General features: G+C 68.8%; 14 protein-coding genes. 4 read left to right on the top strand and 10 right to left on the bottom strand.

The window, feature by feature from the left end; all coding sequences use genetic code 11:
• Positions 1-35: 35 nt before the first annotated feature.
• From NE857_RS01150 to NE857_RS01135, 4 genes are all read right to left on the bottom strand, one after another.
• Positions 36-1,865 (bottom strand): ABC transporter ATP-binding protein, encoded by a 1,830-nt coding sequence (locus NE857_RS01150; RefSeq protein ID WP_254419394.1) that lies wholly within the window; start codon positions 1,863-1,865, stop codon positions 36-38.
• Positions 1,858-4,407, bottom strand: coding sequence for an ABC transporter permease (locus NE857_RS01145; protein ID WP_254419393.1), 2,550 nt, complete (start codon positions 4,405-4,407; stop codon positions 1,858-1,860). Before NE857_RS01145 ends, NE857_RS01150 begins: the two co-directional genes overlap by 8 nt.
• A 292-nt stretch (positions 4,408-4,699) precedes the next feature.
• Positions 4,700-7,333: a class III lanthionine synthetase LanKC gene (gene lanKC / locus NE857_RS01140; RefSeq protein ID WP_254419392.1), complete on the bottom strand. Its 2,634-nt coding sequence runs from the start codon at positions 7,331-7,333 to the stop codon at positions 4,700-4,702.
• A gap of 210 nt (positions 7,334-7,543) precedes the next feature.
• Positions 7,544-7,927: a PLD nuclease N-terminal domain-containing protein gene (locus tag NE857_RS01135; protein ID WP_254419391.1), complete on the bottom strand. Its 384-nt coding sequence runs from the start codon at positions 7,925-7,927 to the stop codon at positions 7,544-7,546.
• Between the two features lie 353 nt (positions 7,928-8,280).
• On the opposite strand from NE857_RS01135, the gene NE857_RS01130 reads away from it, so the two are divergent.
• Complete coding sequence (locus NE857_RS01130; protein WP_254419390.1) at positions 8,281-9,006, top strand: GntR family transcriptional regulator; 726 nt, start codon at positions 8,281-8,283, stop codon at positions 9,004-9,006.
• A gap of 312 nt (positions 9,007-9,318) precedes the next feature.
• Here the strand turns inward: NE857_RS01130 and NE857_RS01125 are convergent, their stop codons facing one another.
• The 5 genes from NE857_RS01125 to NE857_RS01105 form a co-directional block, all read right to left on the bottom strand.
• Positions 9,319-10,380 carry an aspartate-semialdehyde dehydrogenase gene (locus NE857_RS01125; protein ID WP_017579400.1) on the bottom strand — a complete coding sequence of 354 codons (1,062 nt, stop codon included), beginning with the start codon at positions 10,378-10,380 and terminating at the stop codon, positions 9,319-9,321.
• Positions 10,377-11,648 (bottom strand): aspartate kinase, encoded by a 1,272-nt coding sequence (locus NE857_RS01120; protein WP_083926660.1) that lies wholly within the window; start codon positions 11,646-11,648, stop codon positions 10,377-10,379. The genes NE857_RS01125 and NE857_RS01120 overlap by 4 nt, the downstream gene beginning before the upstream one ends.
• Before the next feature lie 181 nt (positions 11,649-11,829).
• Entirely contained in the window at positions 11,830-12,429 is a 600-nt protein-coding gene (recR, locus tag NE857_RS01115) for a recombination mediator RecR (RefSeq protein ID WP_017579402.1), read from the bottom strand.
• 242 nt (positions 12,430-12,671) lie between these two features.
• Positions 12,672-13,019 (bottom strand): YbaB/EbfC family nucleoid-associated protein, encoded by a 348-nt coding sequence (locus tag NE857_RS01110; protein WP_026116313.1) that lies wholly within the window; start codon positions 13,017-13,019, stop codon positions 12,672-12,674.
• A 59-nt stretch (positions 13,020-13,078) separates the two neighbouring features.
• A complete protein-coding gene (locus NE857_RS01105) occupies positions 13,079-13,516 on the bottom strand; it encodes a MerR family transcriptional regulator (protein ID WP_254419388.1) in 438 nt (145 codons plus the stop codon).
• 78 nt (positions 13,517-13,594) lie between these two features.
• On the opposite strand from NE857_RS01105, the gene NE857_RS01100 reads away from it, so the two are divergent.
• Together NE857_RS01100 and NE857_RS01095 are read left to right on the top strand one after the other, a co-directional pair.
• Complete coding sequence (locus NE857_RS01100; RefSeq protein WP_254419387.1) at positions 13,595-14,773, top strand: alkene reductase; 1,179 nt, start codon at positions 13,595-13,597, stop codon at positions 14,771-14,773.
• A gap of 137 nt (positions 14,774-14,910) precedes the next feature.
• On the top strand, positions 14,911-16,089 hold the full coding sequence (locus NE857_RS01095; protein WP_254419386.1) for a methyltransferase domain-containing protein: 1,179 nt from the start codon (positions 14,911-14,913) through the stop codon (positions 16,087-16,089).
• A 123-nt stretch (positions 16,090-16,212) separates the two neighbouring features.
• Here NE857_RS01095 and NE857_RS01090 read toward each other — a convergent pair whose 3' ends face one another.
• Positions 16,213-16,410, bottom strand: a complete 198-nt coding sequence (locus NE857_RS01090) for a DUF6243 family protein (protein WP_017579407.1) — start codon at positions 16,408-16,410, stop codon at positions 16,213-16,215.
• Positions 16,411-16,530: 120 nt separating this feature from the next.
• On the opposite strand from NE857_RS01090, the gene NE857_RS01085 reads away from it, so the two are divergent.
• Positions 16,531-17,142 carry a TetR/AcrR family transcriptional regulator gene (locus tag NE857_RS01085; RefSeq protein ID WP_254419385.1) on the top strand — a complete coding sequence of 204 codons (612 nt, stop codon included), beginning with the start codon at positions 16,531-16,533 and terminating at the stop codon, positions 17,140-17,142.
• Positions 17,143-17,146 lie beyond the last annotated feature (4 nt).

The following is a 17,146-nucleotide window of genomic DNA, read 5'->3' as shown; positions in this document are numbered from 1 at the left end:
CATCCGGCCGCTTCCCTTCTCTCTCTGGAATCCGGTCACTTCAACCCCGCCTTCTCCAGCCCTCGGCCCTGGGCGTCGACCAAACGGCTGTACAGACCCCCAAGGTCCATGAGCTGCTCGTGTGTTCCGCGCTCCTCGATCCGCCCGTCGGCCATGACCACGATGAGGTCGGCCTCCCGAACCGTCGCCAGCCGGTGAGCGATGACCAGTCGGGCCCGGTCCGCCAGTTCCGTCCGCATGGCCTGCTGCACCGCCCGCTCCGTCTCGTTGTCGAGGTGGGAGGTTGCCTCGTCCAGAACCACGACGGGCGGGGCCTTGAGGAACAGGCGTGCCAGGGCCAGGCGCTGACGTTCCCCGCCGGAGAGCCGAACACCGCGGTCACCCACGACCGTGTCGAGGCCGTCGGGCAGGTTCCGCACCATCTCCCAGATCTGGGCCGCCCGGCAGACCCGAACCAGATCCTTCTCCTCCGCCGCAGCCCGCGCGAAGAGGAGATTGGCCCGGATGGTGTCGTTGAACAGGAACGTCTCCTGGGTCACGGCGCCGACGGTCCGTTGAAGGTCGTCAGCGGACAGGTCCCGGATATCCGTTCCAGCGATCTCGACCCGCCCATGCGCGGTCTCCCAGGTCCGGGTGAGCAGCCGGGCAAGTGTGCTCTTCCCGGCTCCGGAACGCCCCACCAGCCCTACGGTCGTCCCCGGTTCGATGGTGAGGTCGATGTCCCGCAGCGTCGGACCGCGCGTCACCTCGACCAGGTCGTGTTCGGCGGCCAGGGAGGGGACCACCAGCCGCTCGGGGGACGGATAGGTGAAGGAGACACCGTTCAGGACCACCGACGGTCGCGGCTCAGCCATCGCCCGTGTCGGGCGCGCCTCGACGGGGGCGCCGCTTCCCGTGGGGCGGAAGCGCATGATCTCGGCGACCCGGCCGAAACTCACCAGTCCCGCCACCAGCTCCATCTTGATACCGCTCAGCATCGCGATGGGACCGTAGAGACGTCCGAGCAGCGCGACCACGGCCACGAGAGTCCCCATGGTCATCGTCTCCGACACCACCCAGAGGCCACCGACGACGTAGATCGCCGCGCCGATCAGCCCCGTCGTCACGGAGACAGCGGCCCCGAACCCGGCGCCCAGCCTGACCTGGCGCAGGGCGTGTGCGCGGACGCGGGCGGCCGTCGCCACGAAACGCTCGGCCATCGTGTCGTGCGCACCGTGGAGCCGAACCACTTCGGCGCCCTCCGCGCTGAACTGCTCGGTGACACAGGTGTCCAGGTCAGCGTAGGCGCCCATCTCACGTTGGGTGGCGTCACGGACCCTGGGCGCGAAGTAGACCGCGAGCCCGTACATCACCGGAGCCAGGACCAACAGGACCAGTGAGGCCCGCCATTCCAGGAGGAGCAGCCCCAGACCGGCGACCACCAGGGTCGAAACGGCGCCGGTGAGTGCCGGGACGGTCGACGAGACCAGCTGCTGGACCCCTCGGACGTCCCCGTGGATACGCGAGACCACGGCCCCGGGACGGGCGTAGGCGAAGAAGCCGGGCCTCTGTGTGTGCAGGTGAGCGAAGAGGTCCCCGCGGATGCGCAGGGTCAGCCGCTCTCCCAGCCGGGAGGAGTACACGTTCTCGGCGTAGGAGATCCCCGCCTGCACGAGTGTGAGCGCTACCAGCAGACCGCCCAGAGCGAAGACGAGTCCGATGTCCCCTCTCAGCACGCCGTCGTCGATGAGGCGCTGTCCTACCAGGACGGGCAGAACGACGAGCACCGAGTTGACGAGTACCAGCAGCATCTGGAGGAGGACGCCAGCCGAGAAACCCCGCAGGAAACCGGGGAGCGAGCGGTACCGGGCTGATCGGTCAGTCACGGGTCCTCCGCACACCGCGTACCGCGGACAGCGCCCCCAGCACCGACAGGAGCAGGGCCGCGCCCCCGAGAGCGGCTACCGGAGCGACCGGAATCACCTCGGGGATGACGGACAACATGTCCGTGCCGGTGGGCAGGGTGATCAGGACGGCCATCCACAGGGTGGCCAGTACGGCCACGGCGAACACCAGGGCGATGGTCATGAACACCTCTGCGGACACCATCCGATACGTGCTCCGCCACGTGATGCCCAGCATCCGACCACTGGCGAACTCCCGTCGGCGGTCGAACTGGGCCGTGCTGATCGCGTTGACCGCGGCGAACATCATGAACATGCCCATGAGAAGGAACGCGGACGTGCCGTTCCGGTTGTTCTCGGCCCACTCCTCGGTGAGGACCTGTCGCATGCTCTCGCGGTCGTGGAGCGCGAAAGCCGATCCGTCCTGCCCCGGCGGGAAGACTTCTTCGAGGCCGGCACGCGCGGTGTCCTCGTCGGTCCCGGGCACGATGTCGAGGAACACCCCGTCCGGAGCGCCGTGCCGGAGCCCGATCCCGTCCGCCGCGGCCGGGCCGAACGCCACGCTCCTGTTGAGGAAACTCGCGTCTCCGACGACCCCGGAAACGGTGAACGCGTGCTCCTGGTCATGTCCGGGGATGACGAAGGTGAGGTCGTCGCCGACCTCGATCCCGTTCCTCTCCGCGTAGGACCCGAGCATGATCAACGCCCCCGTGGCCTCCGGGATGTACTCGCCCTCGACGATGTCGAGATCAAGCGTGTTCTCGGCGTCGCCGCGCAACACCATCGCGGCGTCTCCGTAGGGCGAGGGCGCCTTGACCTGCGGTTCGATGGGGATGAGCCGCGCCGTCACCGTTGACTCGACGAAGGGGAGGGCGTCGACCTCCTCTCGGGTCCGCTCAGCGAACCCGTACCCGGACGAGAGCACGAAGTCCGCGGTGACGCGCTGGCTCTCAGACATGCCGTAGTGCCAGTTGTTGTACATCTGGGACGCCGAGGCGGCACCGACGAGTGTGATTCCGAGGAGCAGGGGCCCGGCGATCCCGGCGAACCTCCGGTGGTAGAAGGCGACGTTGGCGACGGACAGTGCGGGCCCGTCCCGCGAGACCCGGTTCACGGCCGCCCTCAGCACGATGGCCGCCTGGCCCACCAACCTGGGTCCGAGCAAGCCCGAGGCGATCACCGCCAGAGCGATGAGGAGGGTCGAGACGTACTGCCCGACGGTTTCCCTCGGTACTCCGGGTACGGCCAGAGCCGCGGCGCCCAACAGCATGGCGGCGACCGCGAGCAGCCCCAGGGCGATGCGTCCCCTCTTGAGTTCCGGCCCCTCGGTGGTGGCCTCCGCGATGGCCTCCGAAGGCCGGATCCGTAGTGCGCTCCTGGCCGCGATGAGCCCGGCCGCCAGTGCCGCGAAGAGAACCGCCGCTACCGAGACAAGAATCCCGGCAAGGGTGAAGTGGACCTGGAAAGCAGGGCTCAGCCCGCCGCGGAACAGACTCACACCGTCAAGTCCCAGGTTCGCCAGGGTCGCACCCAAAGGGATACCGATGATCAGAGCGGCCACGGACAGCAGGACCGCCTCCCCCGTGACCATGAGACGGACCTGACCGGGGGTGGCGCCGATCGCCCTCAGCATGGCGATCTCCCGGCTCCTGCCACGCACGGACAGGCCGATCGCCGAGGCCACGGCACCGATGGTGCAGACGACGGCGAGCTGAACGAGCATCAGCATCGACAGGGCGATCCGCTCGTCCTCGTCCGCGGACAGGTTCCCCTCGGCCGGACCGCGGGCGTCCCCGGTGAGCGCCTCGTACCGGCCCCCTCCCTGCTCCGCGATCAGGGACCGGACAGCGGCCAGGAGGTCTGCCTCGCCCGTTCCGCCCGCCGGATAGACGCCGACGGCGTCGACGTATCCGAGGGCGTAGTCCTCCATCCTGCCGACATAGGCCTCGGAGAAGAAGAGCGCGGACTGGTGGAGCCAGTCGGTTCCGTTTGCCGGACCGGCGACACCGGAGATCGTGAAGTCGGAGACCTCGCCGAGAACGAGCACATCGACTGACTGACCCACGGTGAACCCGCCCGCGTCTGCGAGACCCTGGTCGATCACGATCTCGTCCTCGGCGCGCGGGGGCTCCCCCGCGGTCACCTCCAGCGGGGTCAGCCGGGCACTGGTCCACGCGTGCCCGAAACCCCACACCGTGTCCGGGTCGGTGAGCACTGTGCCGTCGGGGTCCAGCAGAGCGGCCTCGAACGTCACTTCCGGCACGGCTTCGCGGACCTCGTCGAGCGCTTCGAGGTCGTCGGCCAGGGACTGGGGCGCCCGACCCTCCCTCCCCTCCGGAACGACGACCATGGGGACTCCCGCATAGCGTTCGACTGTCTCCTCCTGCAGACCGGCCGAGAAGTAGACAAGGGAGAATCCGCTCACCATGACGGTGGAGATGACGAGAACGATGGTCGCACCGATAAAGGCACCCGGCCTGTGCCGAACCGACCGCCACCCCAACCACGCCGAGGTCAAACTCATGCGACGTCCTCAGAATTTCGACGAATAATGCAGAAAACCGCAGCCCGCCCCGAACCGGAGCGGGCCACGGTCACAAGGAGAAGAATCCTCTAGTTCAGCGGACGACAACCGCCGGTGGAGAAGGCGCTGGCGCACCATCCGTTCTTGTGCGAGTAGTAGTAGCACCCACCGGTGGACGCACCACTGTGATTAACCTGGTTGTCAGCGCTCGGACCGAGGCCCTGGAGTTCGTACAGCGACATGCTTGCCCTCTTCTGTGATGTGTTTCTCTGGGATTCTCGACACGAGGCGCTCAGATTTTGCTGAATTCCTCAGCCGAGAAGAAGGGAAGACTGATTCCGGGGCCTGACGAGGTGAGCACCCGTTCGGCGCTGTGCAGGGCGAGGAGGACCCCGGCCGATCCCGTAGCGAGATCGGTGGAAAGCCGTAGGAGCTGGTTCCCGGGGAAGACCCGGTGGTCTCCGTCACGGAGCACGTGCCAGTTGAGGGCGTCCACCGCCGCCACGAGCTCGGACGCACGGGTCTCGGACGCCGCCCCGTACATGGCGGCCGACGCCATGATGAGCCCCGCGTGCCCCTCGAAGAGCCCGGGGAACACGCTGAACCGGCTGTTCACAGCACTCGCGGCGGCCGCGCGATCGGCCTGGAGCTCAGTGTCCTCGACGTGGTCCAGATAGCGGTTGATGACCATGCCGGTCCCCGCGCTGCCGATGCCGAAGTAGGGCAGGAGCCGGTACTCGTCCTTGAGCAGGAGCGCGCCGTACTCATCGGTCTCGCACTTGGCGAGATCCCGGCGGATCGCCTCCGCCGCCACGTCGAGGAAGGCGTGCTCTCTGGTGGCCTCGTACAGGCGGATGAACAGGAGCGCCGGCCCAGAGGGGCCGCGCAGGGCTCCGCCGGGTGATCGGAACGAACTCCAGGCATCTGAGCGGTCCGGCGTACGGGCCCGCAACTGCTCCGCGATCCGCAGGGCACGCTGGAGAAAGGCGTCGTCGCCGCACTCGGCGTGGAAGTGGAGCCAGTTGAGACCGATCCCGGCCAGCCCGCTTTCCAGGTCGACCGGCAGTCTCTCCTCGCCTCGGGCGAACGTCCGGTCGAGCAGGGCGACCGCCTCCTCCCGGTACCCCAGGTCCCACAATGCGTAGGCGATGCCGTGGTCACCGCCGTAGAACCCGGTGGTGGCGTCCGCGCGCTCGGCCAGGGCCCGTTCCCGGAGCCACTGCTCCCCTTCAGGGAACCGGATGCCCTGGGTACGGTGGAGCGCCCAGAGCACACCGGCGGCACCGTGCGCGAAACCCAACCCCGCGTAGGGGAGTCCGAACTGCGCGATGTCTCCGGGGAAGAGCCGGTCGGCCCGGTGCGGGGTGGCGCTCGTCAGGATGCCCTGGGCGATATCGGCGCACACGTGGGACCACGAGTCCGCCACCGGTGCCAGGTCATCGATGTCGGCGGGGGCGCTGACCCGTCCCGCCTCGGCCGCCTCGGCAGGTACCGCGGGCGGCTCAGCAGAGGTCTTCCCGGCCAGGATGCCGAGCTCGGACGTAAAAGTGTCCGCCTCCAACCGGTAGACCTCGCAGGCCCGCTGTGCGACGTGGCGCATCTTGTCCGGGGCCAGTTGCATCAACGACGTGACCGGGGCGAAGAGCGCGATCTTGAGCAGGGCCAGTGCGTAGATGTCGATGTCGGAGCCGCGCAGGTCCGGCGGGGCCATGAAACCCGGATTGCCCATCGGAGGGCGGCGACGCTCCCGTTCGAAAGCGGCCGCCTCCCAGTCGATGAGCGTGATCCGGCCGTCCTCTCGGACCATCACGTTGTTCGGGTGGAGATCTCCGAAGACCACTCCCCGCTCGTGTACCCCGCGTAAGGCATCCCGAACACGCTCCCAGACGCCGAGGGCCCAGTACCTGTAGTCCCCCGTCTCACGGGGGACCCGAGGGCCGTGCGTCAAGGGGTTGCGCTTGGCGAGCGCGGAGTACAGGGGTATGCCGTCGACGTACTCCTGAACGAGGAACTCGTGTCCGCCGACTGTCAGGTAGTCGATGAGGGCCGGGACCTGCGGTACGTCCTCCAGGTGTCGGAGCATGTCCCGTTCCCGGCGCAGCCGGGTCACCGCGTCCTGGTCGTGTCCGTCCAGCCCGGCGAAGGGGCGCCCTTCCTTCAGGACCACCGTCCGGCCGGTCGCCCGCTCGACCGCCTTGTACACTCCGCCGCTGTTGGAGAAGTGGATCGCGTCCTTGACCTCGTAGGGGAAGTCATCGAGCACCGGGCTGCGGTACCGGTCGACGTGCGGTCGGAGAAACTCCGGAAGAGCAACCCACTCCGGAACCGTGAAGACGACGCCGCGCGGATCGGGCTCCAGGGCCCCTTCGGGAGTCTCGATACAGATCTGCCCTCGGCCGTTCCCGTCGTCGACCAAACGCTTGGCGAAAGCGCCATAACGTGTGTAGAGGGGACCGTCCTCCCAGCGGACGTCGCTGAGGATGTAGGGGCCCTCCTCGCCGCGCAACTCCTCGCCCAGTTCGGTCAGAACGCGGTGCAGCACGGTCTCGTCGGCGGGGTAGAGCGTGAAAAGTTTCCCGCTGGCGACCCGGGGCGCGTATTTCACGTTCTTGTTCCGAAAACGCCCTGGCCCGGGCACCAGCTTAAAGGCGATCCGCTCCCGCAGGCAGTATTCCCACACCCGGGTGGTGACGCTTTCCGCGTTACCGAGGTGCGCGGAGACATGGATCTTCCACCCCTGGAGGGGAAAGTCGAAGACCTCGGGAGAGAAGTTCACCCACTCCTCGGTGTCAACACGGATCCACCCTTTCGGGCAGGGATTCCGAAGCAACACGGCGAATAAGTCACCACCGTGGGCGGGCGCGTTTTCAGGGCGATCGTAGTGATACGGGTCAGCCGCGCAGTAGAGATCGTACTCCGCTGACATTCCAGCCTCTCCGCCTATGTTCGAGTGATTTCCTCGGTCTCTTGTGACTTTAGAATTCACCCGATCACGGAGGCAAGGGCACTCCTCATGACTTCACCGTGCATTTTGCACGGTACGGCGGAGAGCCGCACCCGCATGACGAGGGCCCCGGGCCGCAGAGAAACCTCTCTACGGCCCGGGGCCCGCTCGGCCCTGCTCGGGTGCGACCGCTCAGGCGTGGCCGAGGCCGGTCTGGTCGGACGCGACGTTGCTGTGCTGCCCGACGCTGGTCGGCACCGTGTGGCGGGCTCGACCCTTGTCGATGCCGAGGAGGCGGTTGAAGTGCCCCTTCTTGCCGACCACGAACCAGGCGACCGCGCCGAACAGCGGGGCCCAGAGGATGAAGATGACCCACAGGAGCTTGCCGCCCCCGGAGGTGTCGCCGTCGATCAGCGCCGAGATGACCGCCGCGATCACCAGCACGATGACGGCGAGGAAAATCAGCCCGATGATGATGCCGGTGATACCGGTCAGCCAGGCGAGAGCGGGACTGACGTCGTCCACGTTCCGCGGCAGGTCGGCCCGGTTCACCTGCTCCGAAAGGTTCGTGATCATGACTCCCCCAAGCAAGACGTAGTTGCCTCGATACACAGGGTAATAACCCAGGGTGGCCAGGCACGCACATTCCGACGTTTTCGGGCGTTTCCCTGACCTGGACGGCGCACTTCCGAATCCGTGGCCCCCAACCGGCCGGGGCCGACTACTTTCGGGTAGCGCCCCCCACCAGGCTTTTCCACTGCTTTACTGGAAGCATGGGCAAGCTTCGGCGATCTGGCAGGTCCACCCCCTCCCTCCTCCCCCGGACCGGCACCGGAAACAGTGGCGGCACGGGCACCCGCGACCACCGACTCGTGCGTACGGCCAGAACCACCCCGCATACCGGGGGCTCGGCAGAGGCCGGGTGAGCGGTGTCCAGGCAACCCCAGTACCTCTGGCTGGCCGACCAGCTCCGTGAGCCGATCCTCAACGGCGAACTGCCCCCCGGAACTCGGCTCCCCTCCCGTACCCGGCTGGCCCGCACCTACCGGGTCAGCGAGCAGATCTCCCGGACCGCCCTCCGGCTCCTGGTCACGGAGGGCCTGGTCGAGGCCCGGCCCGGCTCCGGGTACTACGTGCGGACCGCCCCCGAGGTCTACCGGCTCTCCCGAACCGACGCCACCTCAGGCTCCGGCCTGGGCCGGCTCTCCCGCGAACTGATCAGCACCGAACAGGAGCTCTGCTCGGCCCCGCTCAGCTCAAGGCTCCGGCTCCGCGACGGCGAACCCGTGTACCTGACCACCTCGCGGGGGTTCTCCGCGAACCGACCGGTCACCCTGCACCGATCCTGGGAACCCGCGGCACTGACCGCTGGCACCGTGCGCACCCCCTTCGACGCCGCCGAGACCGGCCCCCTGGAGCGGCTCAGCGCGGCCGGGTTCCCAGTGGACCGGGTCGTGGAGGAGGTCGGGGTCCGCGCCCTGCGCGACTCCGAGGCCGTACTCCTGGACTCCGCACCCGGGATGACCGTCCTGGTCGTCGAACGGACCCACTACAGCGGTGACCGTCCGGTCGAGACCTCCGACCTCATCGGCTCGGCCGAGCAGTGCCGGCTCCTCTACAAACTGTCCCTCGCCCGCCCGCGCCCGAGGCGCTAGCTCGGGCGTACTCTGATCCTGATCACGTTCCCGGCGCTCCGGGCCCTGCGCCCTCTGTGCCCGCCCCGGCGTGCCCGCTGCTTCCGACACCCCTGGACCCCGGTGATCTTGCTACCAGAGGCGAGTTCGGCGCCGATTTCGCCTCTGGTAGCAAGATCACGGAGGACTGGGAGCGCAGGGAGCGCGGGGCATGGCGAAGGGCGGTGGCCCGTCTCCTCCGCGCGACTGCTCCGCGGAAGGGGCGAACCACCGCCCTCAGTTACTCTCCGGCCGGGGCAGAGCTGATCAGATCAACCCCGGACACGGTCAGGCTCAGGCCTGGGTGAACTCCTTGGCGACGACCTCAGCGATCTGCGCGGTGTTCAGCGCGGCGCCCTTGCGCAGGTTGTCCCCGCACAGGAACAGGTCGAGCGACTTGGGGTCGTCGATGGACTGGCGGATCCGGCCGACCCAGGTCGGGTCGGTGCCCACGACGTCGTTCGGGGTCGGGAACTCGCCCTTGGCGGGGTCGTCCAGGACCTCGACGCCCTCGGCGGCACCCAGCAGCTTGCGGGCGTCGTCGGCGGCGATCTCGCTGTCGAAGGTCGCGTGCACGACCAGCGAGTGCGTGGTGATCACCGGGACGCGCACGCAGGTGGCGGAGACCTTCAGGTCCGGCAGGCCCAGGATCTTGCGGGACTCGTTGCGGACCTTCAGCTCCTCCGAGGACCAGCCGTCGTCCTTGAGCGAACCCGCCCACGGCACGACGTTGTAGGCCAGCGGCGCCGGGAACGGGCCGAGCTCGTCGACGGCCGAGCGCATGTCGCCCGTGTTGTCGCCGAGGGTGCGGTCCGAGGCGGCCTTGGCCATCTGGTCGCGCAGGACGTCGATGCCCTCCTGGCCGGCGCCGGAGGCGGCCTGGTAGGAGGAGACCACGAGCTCCTTGACGCCGTAGGTCCGGTGCAGGGCACCGATCGCCACGATCATCGACAGGGTGGTGCAGTTCGGGTTCGAGATGATGCCGCGCGGACGGTTGCGCACCTGGTCCGCGTTGACCTCGGGAACCACCAGCGGAACGTCGGAGTCCAGGCGGAACGCGCCGGAGTTGTCGACGGCGACCGCACCGCGGGCGGCGGCGATCGGTGCCCACTCCTTGGACACCTCGTCCGGTACGTCGAACATGGCGACGTCGACGCCGTCGAAGACCTCGGGGGCCAGCGCCTGCACGACGACGTCCTCGCCGCGCACGCTCAGGACCTTGCCCGCGCTGCGCGGGGAGGCGATCAGGCGGATCTCGCCCCACACGTTCTCACGCTGGGTGAGGATGTCGAGCATGACGGTGCCGACGGCGCCGGTCGCGCCGACGATGGCCAGGGTGGGAAGACGGTTGCTCATCGGCCGGTACCTCCGTAGACGACAGCCTCGACCTGGTCGGCGTCGAGCTGGAACTCACTGTGCGCGGCCTGGACCGCGGCGTCGACCTGGTCCTCCTCGACGATGACCGAGATGCGGATCTCCGAGGTGGAGATCATCTCGACGTTGGTGCCGGAGGAGGCGATCGCGTCGAAGAAGCGCGCGGTGACGCCCGGGTAGGAGCGCATGCCAGCGCCGATCAGCGAGACCTTGCCGATCTTGTCGTCGTAGCGCAGGGAGTCGTAACCGACCTTCTCCTGGACCTTCTTCAGGGCGGACACCGCCACCTTGCCGAACTCCTTCGGCGCGGTGAACGAGATGTCCGTGCGGGAGGTGGAGACCGCCGACACGTTCTGCACGATCATGTCGATGTTGATCTCGGCGTCCGCGAGCGCCTTGAAGATCGTCGCGGCCTCACCGACCTTGTCGGGGACGCCGACGACGGTGATCTTGGCTTCGCTCCGGTCGTGGGAGACCCCGGAGATGATCGGCTGTTCCATGCCTTCGCTTTCCTCGACTTCCGAAACGATCCACGTTCCAGGCTTCTGGCTGAACGACGAGCGGACGTGCAGGGGAATGTTGTACTGGCGCGCGTACTCGACGCAGCGCAGGTGCAGGATCTTCGTGCCGCTGGCAGCCATCTCCAGCATCTCCTCATAGGAGATCTGCGGGATGCGCTGCGCGGTGGGAACGACGCGCGGGTCGGCGGTGAACACGCCGTCCACGTCGCTGTAGATCTCGCAGGCGTCGGCGTTGAGCGCGCCCGCGAGAGCGACGGCAGTGGTGTCGGAACCGCCACGACCCAGGGACGTGATGTCCTTGGTGTCCTGGGAGACGCCCTGGAAGCCCGCGACGATGCAGATCGCACCCTCGCCGATGGCCTCCTGGATGCGCCCGGGGGTCACGTCGATGATCTTGGCGTTGCCGTGCAACGACGTGGTGATGACCCCGGCCTGGGATCCGGTGAAGGAACGGGCCTCGTACCCGAGGTTCTCGATGGCCATCGCCACGAGGGCCATCGACATGCGCTCACCGGCGGTGACGAGCATGTCGAGCTCGCGCGCCGGAGGCATCGGGGAGACCTGTTCCGCCAGGTCCAGCAGTTCGTCGGTCGTGTCGCCCATGGCCGAGACCACGACCACGACGTCATGTCCCGCCTTTTTCTGAGCCACGATCCTTTGGGCTACTCGCTTGATGGCTTCCGCGTCAGCCACGGAAGACCCACCGTACTTCTGCACGATTAGGGCCACGATCGATGCTCCTGAGGAGTTGGGATCAAGACAATTAACAATCGGAGTGTAGCCAGCGACGCCAACAACACCCGCTCCGACCTGCGGAGGGAGGGCGTGGCGTCTTGACACACCAGCGCTCGGGCCTACCCGTTCGAACGGAGGTTACTCATATTTCGACCAGATTACGGCGAAGTGTGAGCTAGAACTCCAGGCTGCGGCGGCCCTCGAAGGCACGTCCGAGCGTGACCTCGTCGGCGTACTCGAGGTCGCCGCCGACGGGCAGCCCGCTGGCCAGACGGGTGACTTTCAGGCCCATGGGTTTGACCAGCCGCGCCAGGTAGGTCGCGGTGGCCTCCCCTTCCAGGTTCGGGTCGGTCGCCAGGATGAGCTCGGTGATCTGGCCGTCGGCCAGGCGGGTCATGAGCTCCTTGACCCGGAGGTCGTCGGGGCCCACACCCTCGATGGGGCTGATGGCGCCCCCGAGCACGTGGTAGCGCCCGCGGAACTCGCGGGTGCGTTCGATGGCGACGACGTCCTTGGATTCCTCGACGACGCAGATGACGGCGGCGTCGCGGCGGGCGTCACGGCAGATACGGCACTCGGTTTCCTCGGCGACGTTGCCGCAGATCGAGCAGAAGCGAACCCGCTCCTTGACCTCGACGAGTGCGTTGACCAGGCGTTTGACATCCGCGTGTTCCGCGGACAGCAGGTGGAAGGCGATGCGTTGCGCGCTTTTCGGACCGACGCCGGGCAGCCGCCCGAGCTCGTCGATCAGATTCTGAACCGCGCCTTCGTACATGCCTACCCACTCGGTCGGAACCGGGCCGGGGCCCGGCGGGGCTGCTCCTGCCCCTCACCCCACCGTATCGGGGGACGGTGACCTCTTGTGACGGCGGCCCGGCCGTGTCCCGGCCGAAGCACCGGAAGGCGGGAAGCCGCCGGAAAGAGCCCGGGAAAGGTCGCCGCCCCGGTGCCGGTGGGCACCGGGGCGGCGACCGCGAGGATTCGAGGTGTGCCTCGAAGACGGGTCCGAAGGCAGTCCTAGAAGCCGGGGAGACCGGGCATGCCGCCGGGCATCCCGCCGCCGCCCAGACCCTCGGCCAGCGGGCCCATCTTCTCCTGCTGAAGGCGCTCGACCTGCGCCTCGGCGTCACGGATGGCCGCCAGGACCAGGTCCGCCACGGTCTGCGCGGTCTCCTCCGCGTCGGTGGGGTCCACGGCCTTGGGGTCGACGGTGATGTCCTCGACCTGTCCGCGCCCGCTCAGCTTGACCTTGACCAGGCCACCGCCGGAGGTGCCCTCGACCTCGGCCTCCTCCAGGGCCTGCTGGGCCTGCGCCAGCTGCTGCTGCATCTGCTGGGCCTGCTGAAGCAGGGCCTGCATGTCCATTCCGCCAGGGTTCACGGCCATCTCCTCGCCGCACACATGGTGCTGTTCGTAGCTGCGTGTCACTTGCCTGTGAGGGTAACCGGTCCGGCCAAGGCTCCCCCGCCGCCTGCGCCGACAGCTCGGTCGGCGTTCACCCGGCCTTCGGTCGGGGAGTTCCTGGCGTTCTCGATGACCTCGTCCAAGGCCTCCCGGGTGCGTTCCAGACCGCGGATCGCGCCACTCACCCGGTCGCGTTCGGCGCACAGCCAGTCGAGCAGGTCCGGCGCGGGTTCCCCGCGCTCCCGCGCGTACACGCAGGGCAGCAGTTCACGGATGGTCTCGGTGTTGAGCCCGGCCCCGAGCAGGCACTGGACGCGGTCCACCCGCTCCACCGCGTCCTCGCCGTACTCGCGGTGGCCGCCGGACGTGCGCCGGGACGTGAGCAGCCCCCGCTCCTCGTAGTAGCGCAGCGAGCGGGGGCTCACCCCGCTGCGCGCGGACAGTTCACCGATACGCACAGGCACCTCCGGCGCGACGCGTGACCCTGGTCACGAACGCTTGAACCTCACACGGATGTCAGATTCTACGCTCGCGTCATGGACACCTCGACGAAGCACCCGAACGAAAACCCGAACCAGACCCCGAACCCTCTGCTCAGCACCTACGACCTCGGCCCGCTACACCTGCCCAACCGGGTCGTCATGGCCCCGATGACCCGGCTGCGCGCCGACCGCGACGGAGTCCCCACCGAGCTCATGACCACCTACTACACCCAGCGGGCCGGCGCGGGCCTGATCGTCTCCGAGGGGATCACGCCCAGCGTGGCCGGACAGCAGTACCTGACCGAGCCGGGCCTGTACTCGGCCGAGCAGGTCCAGGGGTGGCGGCGCGTGACCGACGCCGTGCACGCGGCGGGCGGCCGGATCTTCGCCCAGCTCATGCATGCCGGACGCGGCGGACACCCGGCCAACCGCCCCGACGGCGGTACCCCGGTGGCGCCCTCGGCGGTGCCGCGGACCGACCTCGTACACACCCTGGACGGCAAGGTCGCCCCGGTCACCCCGCGCGCGCTGACCACCGGGGAGATCGCGCGGACCGTCACCGAGTACGCGGAGGCGGCCCGGGCGGCGCTGCGGGCCGGGTTCGACGGGGTCGAGATCCACGGGGCCAACGGCTACCTGCCGCACCAGTTCCTCGCCGACAACACCAACCTGCGCACGGACGCCTACGGTGGCGGGACCTCCGGCCGGGTCCGGTTCCCCGTGGAGGTCACCGAGGCGGTCGCGGACGCCGTCGGGGCGGACCGGGTGGGGCTGCGGCTCTCCCCCGGAAACCGGCAGTTCGAGATGGTGGAGCACGACCCGGCCCCGGTCTACCGGGAGCTGCTGCGCCTGATCGCGCCGCTGGGCCTGGCCTACCTGCACGTCACCGAAGATCCCCGCCACCCCGCACTGGCCGAGGCGCGCCGGGACTGGTCGGGCACGCTCGTGGGCAACACCGGCGAACACGAGGCGACCACCCCGCAGAGCGCGGCCGCGCTGCTCGACGAGGGACGGGCCGACCTCGTCTCCGTGGGGCGGCCCTACATCGCCAACCCGGACGTGGTCGAACGGCTGGCGGCCGGGGTGCCCTGGGCCGGGATCCGGGAGAAGGACTTCCACTACACGTCCGGCGCACGCGGCTACGTGGACTACCCCGGGCACGACGAGGCCGGCGGAACCAGCGGCCATGGTTTCGTGGGCGGCAACGAGTACTTGGTGGCACCGTTGACCTGATTTCACCAGGCGCGAGATCGAGGAGTAGCGAAAAAATCACGGTCGGTTGAAAGGATGTCCCGCGGGGTTCCCGGGTACCACTGGTATCCGGGGAACCCATCCTTGAACAGCGAGAACAACAGGGGACTGAGGACGTGTTGACCGCCAGAGAGCGTAACTCGGCTCTGATCGAGGCGATAATCGCGGACGGCACGCTGACCGACGCCGCACTCGTCGACGCCTTCCGTTCCGTGCCCCGTCACCTGTTCATCCCGGAGAACGGCGCGCTGACCGCCAACGGCGGCACCCTGAACGCCATGGGCAACCCCGACCGCTGGCTGACCGCCGTGTACACGGACAACGCCATCGTCACCAGGATCGAAGGGCCCGAAGTTCCCAGACAGCGCGGCAGAGGAGCCGCCACCTCGTGCAGCTCCGCGCCGACCGTGCTGGCGCGGATGCTGGAACTCGCCGACCTCGCCGACGGGCAGAAGGTGCTGGAGGTCGGCACCGGCACGGGATGGAACACCGCGCTGCTCGCCCACCGCCTCGGCGACGGATCCGTCACCTCGGTGGAGATCGACGAGCGGTTGCTGGATGCTGCCCGGGAGGCGCTCCGGGACGCGGGGTTCTCCCCCGGCACCCATCTGACCGACGGCCACGGCGGCTACCCGGAAGCGGCGCCCTTCGACCGGATCATCAGCGCCTGCGGGGTGCGCCGGGTGCCCGCGGCCTGGCTCGAACAGCTCACCGACGACGGACTCGTGGTGTGCCCCTGGGGGATGTTGGAGAGCGCGGGCGTACTCATGCGGCTCGAACTCGGCGCCGGGGGTGCCGGGGCCCCTGGGGGTTCAGGCGTTCAGGGCCTCGCGGCGCTGGGCCGCTTCCACGGCGGGGTCGGGTTCGTCCCGTTGCGCACGCCCGGTTCGGCCCTGCCCCCGGTACGAGACGCCGGACAGCAGCCGGACGAGTACCGGCTCACCCAGGTCGACCCGGTCGCCCCGATGCTGGCCTTCGCCTCGGCCTTCGCCGTCTCGGTCATGGTCCCGGACTGGCGGATGCGGCGCCGGTGGATCGGCACGGGTTCGGGGATGTGGCTGTGCGACCGGTGGGGGGAGTCGTGGGTGCGGATCTACCCCTACGGCACCTCGTGGATGATCGAGCAGGGTGGGCCCAGAAGCATCTGGGACGAGGTCGAGGAGGCCCTGCTGGAGTGGTCCGCCCTGGGAAAGCCCGACCCGAGCCGGTTCGGCCTGCTGGTGGCGGACGACGGGGAGCAGCGGGTGTGGCTGGACGCGCCGGACGGACGGTCCTGGCCGGTCGGCTGCCCGGTCTGAGCGGGGTCGCTGCCCGCACGAGGTCGGGGTTCGTACAGGGCCGGGGCTCGGTCGGAGCCGCCGGGGCCCGGGAACGCCGACGGCCCCCGACCGGTCCTGCCGGTGGGGGCCGCCGCCGAGCGGTCATGACTGACCCGCGGTGTCCTTGCTCTCCTGGGTGGAGTGCTTCTCCCGAAGCTTGCGCAGCAGCTCCTGCTTGCGCTCGCGCGCGTCGTCGCTGGGACCGCCCTTGGCCTCGGCGCTGTTGCCGCGCATCGCGGACCGGGAGACGGTGGTGCGCTGCCCACCCATCCCGAGAAGGTTGTCGCTGTTCTTGGACATGTCTGTTGTCCTTCCCTGCACCGACCAACGAGACATAGCGTCTCGTTTAGATCGTCGCACCTGATAATACCGGCTTTAATACGAGACGTCTCGTCATTTCTCAGCGGATACCGTGGAGCCATGGCCGACAACACCGCTGAACAGAACCGACGGGCCCCGGATCCCCGCCGTCGCAGCCAACGCGCGCGGAACGCCGTCATCGACGCCGCCGCCGAACTGCTGGGTGAGGTCGGTTACGCCAAGCTCACCGTGGAGGCCATCGCCGCCCGCGCGAAGGTCGGCAAGCAGACCATCTACCGCTGGTGGCCCTCCAAGGCCGCCGTGGTCTTCGAGGTCTTCACCAGGCTGACCGGGGCCGAGGCCGGGCTGCCCCTGCCCGACACCGGCGACCTGGCCGCCGACCTCAAGACCGTGTTCCGCGCCACCGCCGACGAGTTCGCCGACCCGGCCATGGACCGCACCACGCGGGCCTTCACCGCGGAGGTCCAGCACGACGAGGAGTTCGCCCGAGCCGTCACCGAACGCCTCATCCAGCCCAACAGCGAGGCGGTCCGGGCCCGGCTGCGCTCCGGGCAGGACGCCGGTCAGCTCGCCCCGGACGCCGACCTCGACCTCGCCGTGGAGATGCTCAACGGTCCGATCAACCACCGGTGGCTGCTGCGCACCGGACCGCTGACGCACGAGTACGTGGACCGGCTCGTGGACACGGTCCTGCGCGGACTGCGGCCCTGATCCC

It is taken from the genome of Nocardiopsis exhalans, from assembly GCF_024134545.1.
Classification (GTDB): Bacteria; Actinomycetota; Actinomycetes; order Streptosporangiales; family Streptosporangiaceae; genus Nocardiopsis; species Nocardiopsis exhalans.
The sequence above is the reverse complement of the archived record's forward strand: the minus strand, read 5'-3'. Positions and strand labels throughout refer to the sequence as shown.